This window comes from Kutzneria chonburiensis (assembly GCF_028622115.1).
Classification (GTDB): Bacteria; Actinomycetota; Actinomycetes; order Mycobacteriales; family Pseudonocardiaceae; genus Kutzneria; species Kutzneria chonburiensis.
The window spans coordinates 2,961,402-2,978,321 of the sequence record NZ_CP097263.1 but is presented as its reverse complement, the minus strand read 5'-3'; the positions used below and the strand labels follow the sequence as shown (position 1 = coordinate 2,978,321).

The 16,920-nt window shown below is 71.4% G+C and carries 17 protein-coding genes and 2 pseudogenes; 7 read left to right on the top strand and 12 right to left on the bottom strand.

Features of this window, described 5'->3' with window-relative positions; all coding sequences use genetic code 11:
• Window positions 1–227: 227 nt before the first annotated feature.
• From M3Q35_RS13690 to M3Q35_RS13675, 4 genes and pseudogenes are all read left to right on the top strand, one after another.
• A pseudogene (locus tag M3Q35_RS13690) lies at window positions 228–2,593 on the top strand (phosphoketolase family protein).
• Window positions 2,575–3,594 (top strand): acetate/propionate family kinase, encoded by a 1,020-nt coding sequence (locus tag M3Q35_RS13685; RefSeq protein ID WP_379793911.1) that lies wholly within the window; start codon window positions 2,575–2,577, stop codon window positions 3,592–3,594. The pseudogene M3Q35_RS13690 and the gene M3Q35_RS13685 overlap by 19 nt, the downstream one beginning before the upstream one ends.
• Before the next feature lie 10 nt (window positions 3,595–3,604).
• The gene (locus M3Q35_RS13680; protein WP_273942112.1) at window positions 3,605–4,171 is read left to right on the top strand and encodes a DoxX family membrane protein; all 567 of its coding nucleotides are present in this window, start codon (window positions 3,605–3,607) and stop codon (window positions 4,169–4,171) included.
• Between the two features lie 76 nt (window positions 4,172–4,247).
• Window positions 4,248–4,748, top strand: a complete 501-nt coding sequence (locus M3Q35_RS13675; RefSeq protein WP_273942111.1) for a pyridoxamine 5'-phosphate oxidase family protein — start codon at window positions 4,248–4,250, stop codon at window positions 4,746–4,748.
• On the opposite strand, the gene M3Q35_RS13670 is transcribed toward M3Q35_RS13675, so the two are convergent.
• Genes M3Q35_RS13670 through M3Q35_RS13655 form a run of 4 tightly spaced genes read right to left on the bottom strand, consistent with a single transcriptional unit; the run spans window position 4,639 to window position 7,787 of the window.
• Window positions 4,639–5,343 carry an acetate--CoA ligase family protein gene (locus M3Q35_RS13670; protein ID WP_273942110.1) on the bottom strand — a complete coding sequence of 235 codons (705 nt, stop codon included), beginning with the start codon at window positions 5,341–5,343 and terminating at the stop codon, window positions 4,639–4,641. The genes M3Q35_RS13675 and M3Q35_RS13670 overlap by 110 nt on opposite strands.
• A gap of 52 nt (window positions 5,344–5,395) precedes the next feature.
• Entirely contained in the window at window positions 5,396–6,007 is a 612-nt protein-coding gene (locus M3Q35_RS13665; protein WP_273942109.1) for a CBS domain-containing protein, read from the bottom strand.
• 2 nt (window positions 6,008–6,009) lie between these two features.
• Entirely contained in the window at window positions 6,010–6,780 is a 771-nt protein-coding gene (locus M3Q35_RS13660) for a universal stress protein (protein WP_273942108.1), read from the bottom strand.
• Window positions 6,777–7,787 carry an Acg family FMN-binding oxidoreductase gene (locus M3Q35_RS13655; RefSeq protein WP_273942107.1) on the bottom strand — a complete coding sequence of 337 codons (1,011 nt, stop codon included), beginning with the start codon at window positions 7,785–7,787 and terminating at the stop codon, window positions 6,777–6,779. Before M3Q35_RS13655 ends, M3Q35_RS13660 begins: the two co-directional genes overlap by 4 nt.
• 146 nt (window positions 7,788–7,933) lie before the next feature.
• Here M3Q35_RS13655 and M3Q35_RS13650 point away from each other — a divergent pair, with 146 nt between their 5' ends.
• Window positions 7,934–9,613, top strand: coding sequence for a GAF domain-containing sensor histidine kinase (locus M3Q35_RS13650; RefSeq protein ID WP_273942106.1), 1,680 nt, complete (start codon window positions 7,934–7,936; stop codon window positions 9,611–9,613).
• On the opposite strand, the gene M3Q35_RS13645 is transcribed toward M3Q35_RS13650, so the two are convergent.
• On the bottom strand, window positions 9,610–10,257 hold the full coding sequence (locus M3Q35_RS13645; RefSeq protein WP_273942105.1) for a response regulator: 648 nt from the start codon (window positions 10,255–10,257) through the stop codon (window positions 9,610–9,612). The genes M3Q35_RS13650 and M3Q35_RS13645 overlap by 4 nt on opposite strands.
• Before the next feature lie 44 nt (window positions 10,258–10,301).
• Entirely contained in the window at window positions 10,302–10,910 is a 609-nt protein-coding gene (locus M3Q35_RS13640) for a CBS domain-containing protein (RefSeq protein WP_273944334.1), read from the bottom strand.
• 137 nt (window positions 10,911–11,047) lie between these two features.
• On the opposite strand from M3Q35_RS13640, the pseudogene M3Q35_RS13635 reads away from it, so the two are divergent.
• Window positions 11,048–11,215, top strand: a pseudogene (locus M3Q35_RS13635) (cation-transporting P-type ATPase); the annotation flags it as partial.
• Between the two features lie 156 nt (window positions 11,216–11,371).
• Here the strand turns inward: M3Q35_RS13635 and M3Q35_RS13630 are convergent.
• Both M3Q35_RS13630 and M3Q35_RS13625 read right to left on the bottom strand, forming a co-directional pair.
• Window positions 11,372–12,079, bottom strand: a complete 708-nt coding sequence (locus tag M3Q35_RS13630) for a CBS domain-containing protein (RefSeq protein WP_273942104.1) — start codon at window positions 12,077–12,079, stop codon at window positions 11,372–11,374.
• Window positions 12,080–12,150: 71 nt separating this feature from the next.
• Complete coding sequence (locus M3Q35_RS13625) at window positions 12,151–12,396, bottom strand: Hsp20/alpha crystallin family protein (protein ID WP_273942103.1); 246 nt, start codon at window positions 12,394–12,396, stop codon at window positions 12,151–12,153.
• A 213-nt stretch (window positions 12,397–12,609) separates the two neighbouring features.
• Between M3Q35_RS13625 and M3Q35_RS13620 the strand changes: the two genes are divergently transcribed.
• On the top strand, window positions 12,610–12,894 hold the full coding sequence (locus M3Q35_RS13620) for a hypothetical protein (protein ID WP_273942102.1): 285 nt from the start codon (window positions 12,610–12,612) through the stop codon (window positions 12,892–12,894).
• Between the two features lie 200 nt (window positions 12,895–13,094).
• Here the strand turns inward: M3Q35_RS13620 and M3Q35_RS13615 are convergent, their stop codons facing one another.
• From M3Q35_RS13615 to M3Q35_RS13600, 4 genes are all read right to left on the bottom strand, one after another.
• A complete protein-coding gene (locus M3Q35_RS13615; RefSeq protein ID WP_273942101.1) occupies window positions 13,095–13,985 on the bottom strand; it encodes a universal stress protein in 891 nt (296 codons plus the stop codon).
• Window positions 13,986–14,250: 265 nt separating this feature from the next.
• Window positions 14,251–15,438, bottom strand: coding sequence for a sensor histidine kinase (locus M3Q35_RS13610; RefSeq protein WP_273942099.1), 1,188 nt, complete (start codon window positions 15,436–15,438; stop codon window positions 14,251–14,253).
• Complete coding sequence (locus M3Q35_RS13605; protein ID WP_273942098.1) at window positions 15,435–16,109, bottom strand: response regulator transcription factor; 675 nt, start codon at window positions 16,107–16,109, stop codon at window positions 15,435–15,437. The genes M3Q35_RS13610 and M3Q35_RS13605 overlap by 4 nt, the downstream gene beginning before the upstream one ends.
• The gene (locus M3Q35_RS13600; protein ID WP_273942097.1) at window positions 16,106–16,825 is read right to left on the bottom strand and encodes a hypothetical protein; all 720 of its coding nucleotides are present in this window, start codon (window positions 16,823–16,825) and stop codon (window positions 16,106–16,108) included. The genes M3Q35_RS13605 and M3Q35_RS13600 overlap by 4 nt, the downstream gene beginning before the upstream one ends.
• Between the last annotated feature and the right edge of the window lie 95 nt (window positions 16,826–16,920).

Sequence of the window (16,920 nt, the reverse complement as noted above, 5' to 3'; positions counted from 1 at the left end):
ACGAGTCGACGGGACGGACGTCGTGCAGCGGGGCGGCGGCGGGCATCGGGACCTCCTCGGGGTGTGCCTCCACCGTCGTCGACCGCGCTGACCTGCGACAGGGCCTGTCGTAAGGATGCCGCCGGGCCGAAAGACCCGGTTGGTGAGGGTCGGCCGCCTGCGGACGACGACGCCGGAGACCAGCGACTGTGGGAGCTGAATCGAGAGCAGCGACCACGGGAGCATCGATGATCACCGCAGGCTCGATCGAGCACCAGCCGACGACGCGTTGGGTGCAGTGCCTGGACGCCTGGTGGCGCGCGGCCAACTACCTGTCCGTCGGCCAGATCTACCTGCTGGACAACCCGCTGCTGCGGGAACCGTTGCAGCCCAGGCACGTCAAGCCGCGGCTGCTGGGGCACTGGGGGACGGTGCCGGGCCTGACCCTGACCTACGCGCACCTGTCGCGCATGATCATGCTGCACGGGCTGGACCTGATGCTGGTGACCGGACCCGGTCACGGCGCGGCCGGACTGAACGCGGCGGCGTGGCTGGAGGGCACGTATTCGGAGTGCTACCCGGAGATCGCCCAGGACGAGGACGGCATGCGTCGCCTGTTCCGGCAGTTCTCGTTCCCGGGTGGCGTGCCGAGCCATGCCTCGGCGCACCTGCCGGGCTCGATCCACGAGGGTGGCGAGCTGGGGTACTCGCTGGCGCACGCCACGGGTGCGGCGCTGGACAACACGGGCCTGATCGCCGCGTGCGTGATCGGCGACGGCGAGGCGGAGACCGGTCCGCTGGCCACCAGTTGGCACGCAACGGCTTTCCTGTCGCCGGAGCGGGACGGGGCGGTGCTGCCGATCCTGCACCTGAACGGCTACAAGATCGCCAACCCGACGGTGCTGGCCCGGCTGCCCCGGCACGAGCTGAACTCGCTGCTGATCGGCCACGGCTGGCGGCCGATCGAGGTCGGCGGCAGCGACCCGGACGAGGTGCACGAGAGCTACGCCGACGCGCTGGACAAGTGCGTGGCCGACATCCACGACATCCAGACCGCCGCGCGGCGTGGTTACGGCAGCCGGGAACACCAGTGGCCGATGATCGTGCTGCGCACGCCGAAAGGCTGGACCGGGCCGCACGACATCGACGGCAAGCAGGTCGAGGGCAGCTGGCGGTCGCACCAGGTGCCGTTCGCGGCGGTCCGCGAGGACGCGCACCACCTTGCCTGCCTCGAGCAGTGGATGCAGTCCTACCGGCCGGAGGAGCTGTTCGAACAGGACGGCTCGCCGGTGCCCATGGTGCGCGACCACCGTCCGCTGGGTTCGGCGCGGATCAGTGCGAAACCCTGGCCCACGGCCAACTCCAGCGTGATCTCCGGTTGTCCGACCCGACGGCGCACGCCGTGGACGTGCCGGAGCCCGGCACGACAACCGCGGAGTCGACGCGGCAACTGGGTAAGTACCTGCGCGATGCCGTCGAACTGAATCCCCGCAACTTCCTGCTGTTCGCGCCGGACGAGCATGCCTCGAACCGGCTGGACGCCGTCCTCGAGGTGACGGGCCGGCGCTGGCAGCTGGCGATCGAACCCGGTGACGATCACCTGGACCCGAACGGCCGCGTGCTGGAGGTGTTGTCCGAGCATCTGTGCCAGGGCTGGCTGGAGGGTTACCTGCTGACCGGCCGGCACGGCCTGTTGTCCAGCTACGAGGCGTTCGCGCACGTGGTGGATTCGATGGTGGCGCAGCACGCGAAGTGGCTGCACACCGCCGCCCAGATCCCTTGGCGCAGGCCGATCCCGAGCCTGAACTACCTGCTGACCTCGCACGTCTGGCGGCAGGACCACAATGGCGCCTCGCACCAGGATCCCGGCTTCGTCGACCACGTGCTGAACAAGCGGCCCGAGGTCGTCCGGGTCTACCTGCCACCGGACGCCAACTGCCTGCTGGCGGTGTCAGATCACTGTCTGCGCAGCCACGGCCTGGTCAACGTGATCGTGTCGGGCAAGCAGCCGGCGTTGCAGTACCTGACCGCCGACCAGGCCGCCGCACCCTGCGAGCAGGGGCTGGGCGTGTGGGAGTGGGCCAGCACGGATGCCGACGGCGACACCGACGTGGTGCTGGCGTGCGCCGGTGACGTGCCGACGCAGGAGACGTTGGCGGCGGTGTGGGTGTTGCGGGAGTTCGTGCCGGATCTGCGGATCCGGGTGGTGAACGTGGTCGACCTGGCCCGGCTGTTCTCGCCGGGGCAGCACCCGCACGGCATTGACGACAAGGCGTACCACGAGATCTTCACCGATGCGCCGGTGATCTTCGCCTACCACGGGTACCCGTGGCTGATCCACCGGCTGACCTACCGCCGTCCCGGCCACGACGAGATGCACGTCCACGGCTTCCACGAGAACGGCACCACCACGACGCCGTTCGACATGTGCGTGCTGAACGAGATCGACCGCTACCACCTGGCGCTGGCCGCGCTGGAGCGGGTGCCGCGCGTCGCCGGCCGGCTCGGGCACATCCGACAGCAGCTGCTGGACCGGCTGGCCGCGCACCACGACCACATCCGCCGCACCGGCGAGGACCTGCCGGCGATCCGTGAGTGGCGGTGGACGCCGTGACCCGGGTGCTGGCCGTCAATCCGGGCTCGTCCAGCCTGAAGGTGTCCGTTGTGGACGGTGGCGAGTCGATCGGGCAGTGGACCGTGCAGGACTGGGACGGCATGCCCGACCCGGCCGCCGTCGAAGCGGTCGGCCCGGTCGACGCCATCGCGCTCCGATTCGTGCACGGCGGGGACCGCCGCGGCCCGGTTCTCCTGGACCCCTTCCAGGAGAACAGGCTGCGGGCACTGGTGCCGCTGGCCCCGATCCACCAGCCGCGCTCCTTGTTGCTGGGCCGGGCCTTGCGCACCTGGTGGCCGGACACGCCGCTGGTGGCGTGCTTCGACACCAGCTTCCACGCCGACCTGCCGCCGGCGGCGTCGACGTACCCGATCCCGATGGAGTGGACCCGCAAGTACGGGGTCCGGCGGTACGGCTTTCACGGCCTGTCGTGCGCCAACGCGCTGCGCACGACAGCGGAGACGCTGGGGCGGCACCCCGAGGATGTGGCGATGATCTGCTGCCACCTCGGCTCCGGCGTCTCCGTCACCGCCATCGACGGCGGCCACAGCATCGACACCTCGATGGGTTTCACGCCGCTGGACGGCGTGCCGATGGCGACCCGCCCCGGCGCGCTCGACCCCGGCCTGGTCCTGCATCTGGCCCGTGAGATGCCGATGGACGTGCTGGACGCCGGCCTGAACCACCACAGTGGACTCGCCGGGATGTCCGGCACCACCGGCGATCTGCGCGAAGTGCTCGCCGCCCGCGCGCAGGGCTGCCCGGACGCGGACCTCGCCGCCCGCGTCTACCTGCACCGGCTGCGTCGGGAGATCGCGGCCGTTCGAACGTCCTTGCCTCGACTGGACGCGCTGGTCCTCACCGGCGGCGTCGCGGAGCACCAGCCCGGCCTGCTCGACGAGCTGGCTCAGGGTCTGGAGTTCCTCGGTGTCGCGCCGACCGTGACGCCGGCCCGTGAGGACCTGGAGATGGCAAGGCAGACCGAGGAAATCCTGCACTGAGGAGGAAACCATGTCCGTCAAGGAGCGTCCTGCCGCCGGTTCGACCCCGGTGAGTGCCGGCCCGGCCGCACGGCAGTGGCTGGCCATGCTGCGCATCGCCACCGGCCTGATCTTCCTGTGGGCCTTCGTGGACAAGCTGTTCGGGCTCGGCTACGCGACCCCGGCCGCGCGCTCGTGGCTGAGCGGCGGCTCGCCGACCAAGGGCTTCCTGGGCAACGTGGACGTCGGCCCGTTCCAGTCGATGTTCCACGCCTGGGCCGGCGCCGCGTGGGCCGACTGGCTGTTCATGCTGGCGCTGCTGGGCATCGGCGTCGCCGTCACGCTCGGCGTGGCGCTGCGGCTGTCCGCCGTCGCCGGCACGATCCTGCTGGTGCTGATGTGGGCCGCCGAATGGCCGCTGAGCACCACGACCGCCGCCGGCCAGCCCAGCGGCTCGACCAACCCGCTGATCGACTACCACATCGTGTTCGCGCTGGTGCTCATCGTCGCGGCGCTGTTCGGCGCCGGAGTGACGTGGGGGCTGGGCCGGCAGTGGGAGAGGTTGACCGTCGTGCGCAACAACCCGTGGCTGCGCTGACCGATCGAGAACGACCGGTGCGGCCAGGGCTGGTGCCCTGGTCGCACAGTCATGTCCGTACGAGAGTGGGGAAAGCATGTTCGACGCCGCGGGCCTCGAGATCCTCGACCGGGCCGAGTGCCTTGAGCTGCTGAGGACCCGGTCGCTCGGCCGGATCGTGTTCACCGACCAGGCGATGCCGGCGGTGCTGCCGGTGAACTTCTCCGTGTGGGACGGCTCGCTGCTGATCCGCACCGGCGCGGGTGGCAAGCTCGCCGCCGCCACCCGAAACGCCGTGGTGGCGTTCGAGGTGGACGAGATCGACCCGGACAGCGGAAAGGGCTGGAGCGTGGTCGTCGTCGGACGGTCCGGCGTGGTCGACAACCCGGCTGAGGTCACGGAGGCGGCGGAGGTCGCGCCACGATCCTCGGTCGGCGGCCGCGACCACCTGATCCGCGTCCGGATCGGCTCGATCACCGGGCGGCGGGTCAACGACGTCGCCGAACCCGAAGTGCGCGCAACGTGGCGTCCGTGGGCTCAGCCGGGCGGAGCAGGATCCGGGCGTCAGCGGCGCCGTAGCCGGTCTCGTAGGCGATGAGCGGGTTGAGGTCCATCTCGGCGACCTCGGGCAGCAGCTCGGCCAGGCGGCCGACGCGCATGACCGTGGCGGCCACGGCGTCCACGTCGACTGTGGCCAGCGCCTTGGGCGCGGGCAGACTGCGCAGCAGCTTATGGCTGTCGACGTCGGTGCCGCCGAGGCCGAAGACGACCAGCGGGCCGAACGAGGCGTCGCCGACGACGCCGCCGGCGCTCTTGTGCAGGAGTCCCGGTGCGACGGCTTTGAGCGCGACCGGGCCAGGCAGTGCCCGGAAGGCGGCCGCGTCCTCGTCGGCTGCCGCTACGACGTCGAGCACGGGAATCCCGAAGCAGCGCAACAGCTTTGCCACGCCGGCAGCCAGCCGCGGGCTTTCCCGCTGCGTCAGGTCCACGGCCACCACCGGCGTCGGCCGGCCGCCTGCCCGGGCCTTGGCCACGGTGTCGGCGATGTCGGTCGACGGATCGCCGAGCGCGGTCGGCACGGTCATCGCCAGCACCGCGTCGACCCGGACGAAGGTACGGTGCCCGCGCGGCACGGATTGCTTGCTGAGCACGGCAATCGTGGCGGTGAGCTCGCAGCCGGACGGCTTCGGCATCCGATGGCGGACGAGCGCGACGCACCCGTCCGCCAGCAGGGCCGGGTGCCGGTCATCGCGCCGATGCCCGGCTGCGCACACGCACCTCGGCGACACCGGGCACGGACTCGGCGATGACCTTGGCGACATGCCGGTCGGTGGCGTCGTCGAAGTCGTCGACGATCTCCACGAGGCCGTCGTGCACGGTGACCGACCATCGGCCGGCGCCGCCGTAGGCGGCCAGGCGGGACCGGACGGCCGTGAGCACCGTGGTGTCGTCGGTGGCGATGGCCCGCAGCAGGTCGCGGCGGGTGACGATGCCGACGACGCCGTGGCCGCCGTCAACCACGGGAACCGCCCGCACATGGTCGTCCAGCATCATTCGGGCGATCGCGGCGCAGTCCGTGCCCGGCGTGATGGCCACGGCCGGCGTGCTCATCACCTCCGCCACGGTCAGCGCCGGGTGCACGTCGGTGGCGTTGTAGTCCCAGATCCGGCTGCGGGCGTCGACCGGGATGCGGTCGCGCAGCACGTCGGCCTCGGTGACCATGCCGACCAGGTGCCCGTCGTCGACAACGGGGGCAGCGGTGAAGCCGTGGTCGGCCAGCAACGCGGCGATCTCCTTGACCGGTTGGCCGGGCGACGCGGTGGCCACGGGGCTGGTCATGACGTCCTGTGCCCTCATCGTCAGCTCCTCGCGATGTCCAGGGTCGACGTCGCCGGTGCGGCGTCGAGAGCGGTGTCCGGGCCGGCGAGGACGACCGGGCAGGTCGCGTCGCGCAGCAGCTTGCGGTAGATCCGGCCGCCGAGGCCGTGCTCGCGGTGGCCGATGACGACCATCGACGCGAACTGCGCGTGCCACGCCAGGGCCTTGGCTGGCGCGCACGTCAGCGTGTGCAGCTGCACCTCCATCGAGGGGTAGCGGCCGGCGAACAGCGACAGCAGGTCGAAGACGGAGTTGCGGCGCTCGGTGCCGGCGCCACGCGGCTGGCTGTAGACGACCCGCACGCCGGTGCCGAGCCGGTCGGCCTCCGCGAACGCCCAGCGCAGCGCCTGCTCGGAGTGCTCGGTGCCGTCAGCGCCGACCAACACCGGCCGGTTCTGCGCGGCCCAGCAGACCCCAGGGGATACGGCGGCGACAGGGCAGGTGGCTTCGGCCGCCACGGCGGCGGCGATGCCGGCGGTCGCGACATGCCGGTCGACCACCGTCACGTGGGCGTCGGCCGTCCGTTCGAGCAGGGCGTCGGCCAGGCCGTCCTCGGCCGTCATCGCGGACAGCGAGAGGTGCGGGTGGCGGCCCCGGACGGTGGCGACGGCGTTGTACAGCGCCGTCAGACTGCCGCCGTCGGCCAGCACCACCCGCAACGGTGCGGCGAGGCGGCCGGCGTACTCGGCGGCCCAGGTGATGGTGGCCAGCGAATCGGTGTCGGGCGAGAGCCCGACCAGAACGGACTTCATGGGGTGCCTCCCGGCAGCACGGGCTCGGCGTCGATGAGCAGCTCCGCCACCGGACGTCGGGGAGTGGGCGCGACCGGGCTGCCGTGGCCCACTCGCAGGATGACCTGGGCGCTGATGCCCGCGCCCAGCAGTCGGCGCAGCTCCTCGCGGCAGGACGGCACCTCGATCGGCTGCGCGATGAACGAGGCGGACAGGCCGAGAGTGGTTGCCGTCAGCAGCACCCGCTGCATCGCCTGACCGGCGTGCAGCTCGGCCAGCATGCCCTCGTAGTACGAGCAGATGACCAGGATCAGCGGCTCGTGCTCGAAGTCCTTGCCCGGCACCCGTTCGCGCGCCCGGCCACCGCTGAAGTCGCGCAGCACCCAGTGGTCCTGCGGCTCGTGTGCGGGGCCGGCCGACCGTGACGGCACGCCGTCGGCGCGGTCGCCGCCATGCCCGGTCCAGCGTTCCAGTTCGGCCCGGAACTCGACGTTGGCCAGCTGGACCTGGTGGGCCCGGACGACCAGGGCGTGCAGTCGGTTGCGCTGGCTGGGGTCGGTGATGGGGTGCAGCCACGAGCGCTCGGTCTGCGCCGCGTGCAGGAGTTGGCTCAGCTGAGCCGCCGTGACGCCATCGTCCAGGAAGGGCTTGCGGTTGGTGCGCCGGGCCGGGATCGCCCGCCGCAGATCCAGGATGTGGTCGCTGGGCGTGACACGGCCGCCGTGACGGACGACGGCGAGAGCCCCGCCGTGCGGCAGCAGGGAAACCAGCGGGCGGACGCCCAGGGCCTCCAGTGCGATGCGGAGGTTGGTCAGGGCCGCCCCGCACGCCAGCCGCTGTTCCTTGCCGTCCGGATCCGTGGCCGGCAGCCGGCGCGCCGGGTCGGCGTACAGCTCGATCCGGTCGGGCAGCACCCGGAACCGCCACGGCTGGCTGTTGTGCACCGAGGGCGCCGTGGCCGCCGCTTCGAGCACCGCGATCACCTCGGCCGGGCTGAGCCCGAGGCCGGCGGGAACTGGACTGGTCATGGCTCAACGGTGCGCGTCACGGCGATTTCGTGGACACGGCCCAAAGTCACGGTGGACCAGGGCCCTCGTCCACGAGATGCGTAGGCCCCTTGGGCGTGACCCGGGAGCATGGCAGGCTTTCCGCGGGACGATCGACAGGAGCGCGGATGCCAGAGCCCGACCCGTCAGCGATGCTCGGCAGCCTGCGGCTGGACGAGCTGCTGGCGGAGGTGCAGGAACGGCTCGCGGAGATCGTCAAGACCCGGGACCGGGTCCAGGGCCTGCTGGACGCCGTGCTCGCCGTGGGCTCCGGGATCGAGCTGGACTCCACCCTCAACCGGATTGTGCAGGCCGCCGCCGATCTCGTGGACGCCCGGTACGGGGCGCTGGGCGTGCTGGGCAACACCGGCGACGGGCTGTCCGAGTTCGTCTACCTCGGCATCGACGCCGAGCAGCGCAGCCTGATGGGCCACCTGCCGGAGGGCCGTGGCCTGCTCGGGCTGCTCATCCACGACCCGAAGCCGATCCGGCTGGCCGACCTGGCCGGCCATCCCGCCTCGGTCGGCTTCCCGGCCAACCATCCGCCGATGCACAGCTTCCTCGGCGCGCCCGTGTTGGTGCGCGACGAGGTGTTCGGCAACCTCTACATGACCGAGAAGCGCGGTGGCGGCGGGTTCACCGCCGATGACGAGGTCGTGCTGCGGGCCCTTGCCGCGGCGGCCGGCGTGGCCATCGAGAACGCTCGCCTGTTCGAGCGGTCCCAGCAGCGGCAGCGGTGGTTGGAGGCGTCGTCCGAGATCCGGGCCGAGCTGCTCGGTGGGGCCACTGTGGACGATGCTTTGGGGCTCGTTGCCTTGCGCGCCATGGAGTTGAGCGAGTCGACGTGCGCGATGGCGCTGCTGGCCGACGGGGGCGACACGCTGACCGTGCGCAGCGTCGTCGGGGTGTGCGCGGACGAGCTGACCGGGAGGGTGCTGGCCGACAGCCGCCGGCTGCTCGACAATGCCCCGCGGCTCATCGCCGACCTGGCCCAGGAACTCGACGGACGCCTCGCCGGCGACGTGCTCGGGCCCGGGCTCGTCGTCGAGTTCCGCACCTCCGGCGGCGGCACCGGCGCCCTGGTCACCGCCCGTGACAAAGGCGGCGCCGAATACCGTCCCGACGACGTTCCGCTGGTGACCTCCTTCGCCGACCAGGCCGCGCTGGCCCTCGAGTTGGCCGAGAAGCAGCAGACCAAGAGCCTGCTCGACCTGCTCGCCGACCGTGAGCGCATCGCCAGGGACCTGCACGACCACGTCATCCAGCGGCTGTTCGCCACCGGCCTGAGCATGCAGGGCACGCTGCGCATGATCGCCGACCCCGAGGCCCGCAAGCGGATCCAGCACGCCGTCGGACAGCTCGACCAGACCGTCATGGAGATCAGAACGTCCATCTTCGACCTGCACACCGCCGAGGACACCGTCAGCCTTCGCCGCACCCTCCTCGACGTCGTCTCCGAGCTCACCAACAACACCGACGTCTCCCCGTCCGTCCGCATGTCCGGCGCCGTCGACACCCTCGTCCCGCCCGAGGTCGCCCCGCACGCCGAGGCCGCTCTCCGCGAGGGCCTGTCCAACGCCCTGCGTCATGCCCGGGCCAAGCACATCGTCGTCACCATCGAGGCCGCCCACGACCTCATCGTCGACGTGCTGGACGACGGCGTCGGCGTGCCGGAGACGTTGGCCCGCAGCGGTTTGGCGAATATCGAGAACCGTGCTTCGACGTTCGGCGGCACGCTGACCCTGGCACCGGGCCAGGACGGCGGCACCCGCTACACCTGGACGGTGCCGATCCGGCCGAACCCCTAGGAGCCCCGCCTGTCCTTCAGTTCCGTGGCCAGGACGGCGGCCTGGGTGCGGCGCTGCATGCCGAGCTTGGCCAGCAGGTGGGAGACGTAGTTCTTGACGGTCTTCTCGGCCAGGAACATGCGCTCGGCGATCTGGCGGTTGGTGAGACCCTCGCCAATGTGCTCGAGGACGATGCGCTCCTGGTCGGAGAGGACGGCCAAGGGGTCGGTGCGCTGCTCCTGGTCGCGACGGAGACGGGCGAGCAGGGCGGAGGTGGTGTGGGTGTCGAGCAGGGACTGGCCGCCGGCGACGGTGCGGATGGCGTTGACGAGGTCGCCACCGAGGACCTGCTTGAGCAGGAAGCCGGCGGCGCCGGCCATGATGGCGTCGAACAGGGCGTCGTCGTCGGAGAACGACGTGAGCATGAGGCACTGCAACGAAGGCATGGCTGAGCGGAGCTCGCGGCAGAGCTCGACGCCGTTGCCGTCGGGCAGGCGGACGTCGAGCACGGAGACCTGGGGCTGCACGGCGGGCACCCGGACCAGGGCCTCGGCGACGGTGCCGGCCTCGCCGACGACCTTCAGATCGGATTCGCCCTCGAGCAGGTCGGAGATCCCGCGCCGGACGATCTCGTGGTCGTCCACCAGGAACACGCCGATGGTCATGCCAGCCACCTCCGGATGAAGCGTTCCACGTTGCCGGCCGCTGGTCACGCGACACCGGGGTTCACGTCGTCGAGCTCGTGCTGAACGGCCCCGGTGACTCCGACGACGCCGGGCAGGGCCCACGCGATGCGGATGGCGGCCAGGGCCTGGCTGCGCCGGGCGACGCAGCCGCCGAGGTTGACGACGCCCTCGGCCACGGCGGCGGTCACTCCGGGCGGCATGGCGGCGAGGACCCGGGCGCGGAGGACGTCGTCCGACACGAGGAACAGGCGCAGCACGTCGGCCCGGGCCAGCACGCCGATCAGCCGCCCGTCGCCCTCGACGACGAACAGCCGGCGCACGTCGGCGTGGCCGAGCTTGCTGGCGGCGTCCTCGACGCTCGCGTCGGGGCCGATGGTGACGACGGGCGAGGTCATCAGCCGCTCTGCGGTACCGGCGTGGGCCTTGCGGCTGCGCACCCGGTGACCGCTGAGCACCTCGTCGTACCCGCCGCGCATCTCCTCCTTGTGGAGGAGGTCGGCTTCGGACACCACGCCGGCGAGCCGGCCGTTCTCGTCGATGACCGGCACCGCGCTGATCCGGTACTCGGCCAGCGTGCGGGCGATCTCCTTGAACGGGGCGTCGGACGTCACGGCGATCACCGGGGTGGTCATCACCGATCTCACGGTCGGGTACATCATGGCACAAGAAGACCGCGCGCACGGCCCTGTCCGACAGTGCCATCGCGCCCGGGACCCTGGGGTCCTGTGGCCCTAGTTGGCGCGAACGCGCCGGCGCGAGCGTCGAAAACATGACGCTGACGGTGAGTTCGACCCCGCACGGCCTGTCCGTCCGTGAAGCACAGCGCCGCCTCCAGCGATACGGTCCGAACGCGCTGCCGCAGCGGTCGACCCGCCGCTGGTGGCGTGAGCTGGCCAAGCAGTTCACGCACCCGCTGGCGCTGCTGCTGTGGATGGCGACGGCGCTGTCGGCGGTGTCCGAGTCCACGGAGCTCGTCGTCCAGTTCCAACGTGGTTCGGTTCCTTCTACCCGGACGTCCTCCCGTCCACTGTGGACCCTTCATACTCGCTCAGCGTGGCCGGGGTCGCGTCGGTTCCGTAGTAGCCCAAGGGCATCACGACGTACCTCCACGGTGTGGCATGGGCTTGAGCGGCTCGTGGTCGAACTCCACGTACCGGCCGTGAGCCCGGTCCATCCGGTCGACCTCGCGCTGGAACGTGAGCAGGTTGTGCACGTCGACCACGCCGTCGATGCCCCGGGTCAGCGAGCCGGCGATGTCCACCAGCGCCTCGGTCTCGACCTGTCCGCGCAGCGTCGCGACGCCGGAGGTCACCTCGACCGACACCTCGGTCGGGTCCATCCACAGCGAGCGGCGGAAGACCTCGTCCAGGATCTCCTCGCGCAGCTCGTGATCGGGGCGCAGGAACACGGCCAGCACGTCACGGCGGCTGACGATGCCGACCAGGTGGCCGTCGGCGTCGACCACCGGCACCCGGCGGACCCCTTCCTCGGCCAGGAGTTTCGCCGCGTGCGCTACCGTCGTGTCCGGGTGCACGCACACCGCGGGCGTGGTCATCAGGTCGGCGGCGGTGGCGTGCCGCTGCTCCTGGTGCCGACCGAAGAACGGCTTGCGGTGCTCGGTCGTGCCGTGCAGCAGGTCGCTCTCCGACACGATGCCGACCACCAGCTGGTCCTCGGTGATCACCGGCACGCCGCTGACATGGTTGTCGGCCATCAGCGTGACGATGTCCTTGAACGGGGTGTCCTCCCGCACGACGGCCACGGCGGTGGTCATCACGGTGCGGATCTCTCGGTGCTTCATCGTCTTCTCCTCTCCACCGACGGACCGCGTGCCGTGGCCGCCGCCGGGGCGGCGACCACGGCTCGAGGACGTCAGCTCTCGGTCTCGATCTCGATCTTGGGGTGCACCTTGGTCGTCTCGTCGACCGGCACGCTCACGGTGAGGATTCCCTTGGCGTAGCTGGCCTTGATGTCGTCCTCGTGTGCGTCGGCCGGCAGCGCGACGGTCCGGGAGAAGGAGCCGTACCGGAACTCGGTGCGGTTCTTCCCGGTCGTCTCCTCGACCCGGTCGATCAGGTCCGGCACCAGGCCGTGCTGCCTGCGGGCCGGCATCACCATCTCGGCCTCCTTACTCCTCGGGGTCCTGCCCCTCCATCGGACTCCTCGGCGGGGCGTGGCACGCAGAGGACAAGGCCCCGCGCTGTCCGCCATCCGGCACGTCCGACGGGGCCGGAAGCCCCTGTCGGCACGGGACCTCCTTGCCGGCCAACGACTCTGTGCCGACGGCCGGTGCCGCCGGGATGCTCGTGGCCGGCGAGAAGGGAGTCGACGATGCACAGCAACGTTTCGCCGCTGGGACTGGCCCGGCGGGTCGGGTGGGGCCGCAACTCGCTGCGCCGGCCCGTCGACCAGGTCGAGGCGGCGCTGGTGGTGCCGGTGTGGCTGGACGACAGCGGCTCGATCGCCACGCCGCCGCTCACCCCGTTCGGCGAGGCGGTGTCGGCCGGCTCGCGGTTCGTCGTGGGGGAGCGCGTCGGCATCGCGTGGCTCCCGGCAGCCCGTGACGGGCACACTCTGTGGAGAGGAGGTGGATCTGCTGACCGAGAATCCTCATGACAGAAGGGAAGCCGCACGCAGGCGGATCGAAGAGCGACGCGGGTTCCTGCCGCGCCCACGTGGGGCATCGGGCTGGTCATGCCCGCCTGGAACGCGTTCGTGCGCCCGGCCGATCACGGAGGCCGATCCGCCCGGAACGAGCCGGTGAATCAGCCGAACCGGGCGGTCAGGCGGCCACCGGCCGCCTGACCGCCGTCGCTTCAGCTCTGGGCTCGGACGACCAGCACCGGGCATGGCGCGTGGTGGATGAGGGCCTGGCTGGTCGAGCCGAGCAGCAGACCGCCGAGCTCTGAGCGGCCACGGCTGCCGACGACCACGAGCTGGGCGCCACGGGCGTTGTCCAGCAGCAGCTGCCGGGCCCGACGACCCTTGACGACCCGGCGCACGGTCACGTCCGGGTGCTTCTCCCCATAGCCGGCGAGCCGCTCGGCCAGCTGCTCCTCCTGGCTCCTCTGCACCGCGTCCCAGTCCACCCCGAACCGCTGGGCGAACGAGGAAGCGTCGGGAATGGCGAACTCGGACCAGCCGTGCACCGCGACCAGCTCGACGCCGCGGAACGACGCCTCCTCGAAGGCCAGGGCCAGGGCGCTCTCACTGGTCGGCGAGCCGTCGACGCCGACCACGACGGGTCCGGCCGGATCGGGCTGCTCGCCCCGCACGACGACGACCGGGCAGTGCGCGCGGGCGATCGTCGCGATCGCGGTGGAACCGGTCATCATGCCGGGGAAGCCGCCCAGCCCGCGCGAGCCGAGCGCGATCATCGCAGCCTGCTGCGACGCGTCCACCAGCGCCGGGATCGGCGAACCGTCGACGACCTCGGCCGTCACCGGCAGCTCGGGGTGCAGCTTGCCGGCCGCGGTGACGGCGTCGTCGAGGTAGTGGCGGCCGGACTCCCGCATTGCCTCGAAGAAGTCCTTCGACAGACCGAAAGCCCCGGCGTAGGCGAGGGCACTGACCTCGACGATGTGCATCAGGTGCAGCGACAGTCCTCGCCGTGTCGCCTCGTCCGCCGCCCACCGGACGGCGTCGAGCGCGGAGTCGGATCCGTCCACGGCGGCCACGACGGGGCGGCCGGCCACGTTGCTGGTCACGTTGCTCTCCTCGTTGTCAGGGCACGAATTCCGTACACCTCGACGTTAGGGAGCGGCGGTCGTCGCGCCGCAGAGACGCAGTGCTCGACCGGGCACGTCCGAAAGACCCCGAAACGGCGTCGGAGAGCCGACAGCGCCGGGGACGAAGCACTACGAGCCGCTCTGTCACCACCACCGAAGCGACGAGGCTTGCACCGACACTGCCGAGCAAGGCAAGGACGAGTGCGGCCGCTGGGCACGCTTTCCGTCTTCTGGCCGGCAGTGATCAGGTGGTGACGCGGGGGAGGACCAGCGTGAAGGTCGCCCCATGGCCCGGCCGGCTCTCGGCCTCCAGCCGGCCGCCGTACCGGTCGGCGATGTCGTTGACCAGGGCAAGGCCGAGACCGTAGCGGCGGCGGCCGGAGCGCTGGCCGCCGGAGTGGAACCGGGTCATCAACGCCTCGGCCTGGTCCGGCGAGAAGCCGGAACCCGTGTCGCTGACCTGGATGCGCACTTCGTGCCCGGCCGGCCGCACGGCGATCGTCACCGTGCCGCCGGCCGGCGTGTGCTCGATGGCGTTGTCGGCCAAGGCGGTCAGGGCCCGCCGCAGCGCCGACGGCGACACGCGGCCGGCCGCCGCCACGACATCGGACTCGACGGTGATGCCGCGATCGGTCGCGTACGGTCCGATCATCGCGATCACCTCCGTCGCGAGCGGCGCGATGTCGACGTTGTCGGCGTTGCCGTCGCCCTCCGCGGCGAGCAGGAGGTCCTCTACGAGTTCGGTGAGGCGGCTGCTGTCCCGCACCACGCCGGCGGCTTCGTCGCGGAGCTCGTCCGGGGCGTCCCGTAGCGCTCGGTTGAGCAGCTGGGCGCGGGTGTGCAGCAGGGTCAACGGGGTTCGCAGCTCGTGGGACGCGTCGGCGACGAACTGTCGTTGCAGCCGAAGGGTTCGCTGCAAAGGGGTCAACGCGCGGCGGGCGAGCAGCACGCCGACGACGGCGGCGAACGCCAGGCCGACCAGCGCCGCGGCGAGCAGTCCGAGCAGGAGCCGATTGCGCTGTGCCTCCCACGGTTCCAGGTTGAGCACCGCCTGCACGATCTTGCCGTCCGGCGGTTGTGCCGTGTGCACGAGGAAGTGCCCGTGCGGCAGCTCGACGACGGTGTCGTCGGCCGGGCTGTGACTGTCCAATGCCGACAGATCGGGCAGCCCGGCCGGCATGCCCTTCGTGACGCGCAGTGCGCCGTGTGAGTCCCGCATCGCCAGCCACATCCCGGCCGGCGGGTCGATCACGTCGTCGGCGTTGTTGGCCGCCGCCACGACCACCATCCGCGCGTCGGCCGCTTCCTGGCGGGCCGTGATGAACGCGCCGAACCCGGCGACCGCCAGCACCACGACCGCGACCATGCCCGCGGCCTGGAGCCCGAGCCGGCGGGCCGCCCGGCGCACGACCGCCTCGCTGGTCGGCGTCACGAGGTCGTGCCAAGGCGGTAGCCGATGCCGCGCACGGTGCTGATCACCTTCCGGCCCAGCTTGCGGCGCAGGTAGTACACGTAGGTGTCGACGGTCGTGTCGGTGACGGCGTCGGCGAAGACCAATTCCAGCAACTGGGTCCGGGTGAACACGACGCCGGGCCGGGACGCCAGCAGTGCCAGCAGGTCGGATTCCCGCTCCGACAACACTTCCAGCGCCCGCTCGCCGCGGAACACCGTGCGGGAGGCGACATCCAGCATGGTGTCGGGGCCGAGCGGCAGCGTCTCCGCGTGCTGGAGATGCCGGCGCAGCAGGGCGCGCAGGCGAGCGAGCAGCTCGTCGATGTCGAACGGCTTGGACAGGTAGTCCTCGGCCCCGGCGTCCAGGCCGGCCACCCGGTCTCGAGGCGTGGCCATGGCCGACAGCACGAGAATGGGCGTGACGGCCCCGCGCCGGCGCAGCCTCGTGACGAGGTCAAGGCCGGTCACACCGGGCAGGCCTCGATCGATGACCATGATGTCGTAGCGACCGGTGAGCGCGCGGTGCAGTCCGGTGTGACCGTCCCTGGCGACGTCCACGTCATAGCCCTCGGACGTCAGCAGGCGGTCCAGCATCACCGCGAGCTCGCCGTCGTCCTCGACGAGCAGCACCCGTTTCCGGTCGTCGGTCACGGGCCGATTGTCGTCTCTCGTGGCGGATGGTGCCGGTGCAGGTCGGTCGTGAGCCACGCGTCGCTGGCATTGAGCACGAGAACCGCCGTGAGCACGGCGACCAACACCGTGATCAACACGAGGCCACCGCGCTGCCACCGGCCAGGCAGCGGGCGTTCGGCTGTCGGTCCACTGAGGATCCGCAGCGCCGGCACCGCGCGGCCGAGGGTGTGCAGCCCAGTGACTGTCGCCCAGACGATGAACGTGCCCTGGTGCAGGGTCAGCGCGCTGATTCGGTAGCCGAGAACCACCAGCAGCGACGCTCGGCCGGCGTCCGGTCCGACCGCGATCAGCGCCAGCCCGGTGCCGAGCACCGCCAGCGTGGACAGCACGACCAGCGGCCCGAGCACGCGCAACGGCATCGGTGGCGGACCGGACCGCCGGTACGCCGGCTGGCCCGTGTAGTAGCGGACGATGCGCCAACCCGTGGTTGCGGTCTTGGCCAGGGCCGGCGGCACCAGCAGCACGCCGATCACGATGTGCCAGCTCAGCAGGTCCTCGACGGCCAGCAGGGTGACCAGCTCGGCCAGGAACAACGCCAGCAGCAGCGCACCGAGCCACGCGGTGAGACGGGCGTTGCCGGCCGGGCCGCCGGTGACCGGGCCGACGGGGTCGTGGCGCCGGTGGCGGCCGGTCGCCTCCGCGATGGTGTCGTCCGCCCAGATCCGTAGGGACATCGGTGCCTCTCTCGATGATCGAGACCCCAGTTTCACCGCTCAATCTTTGTGAATTCTTGGTCCAACCTGTCCGTGCCGACAGCTGCCAGCAGGGT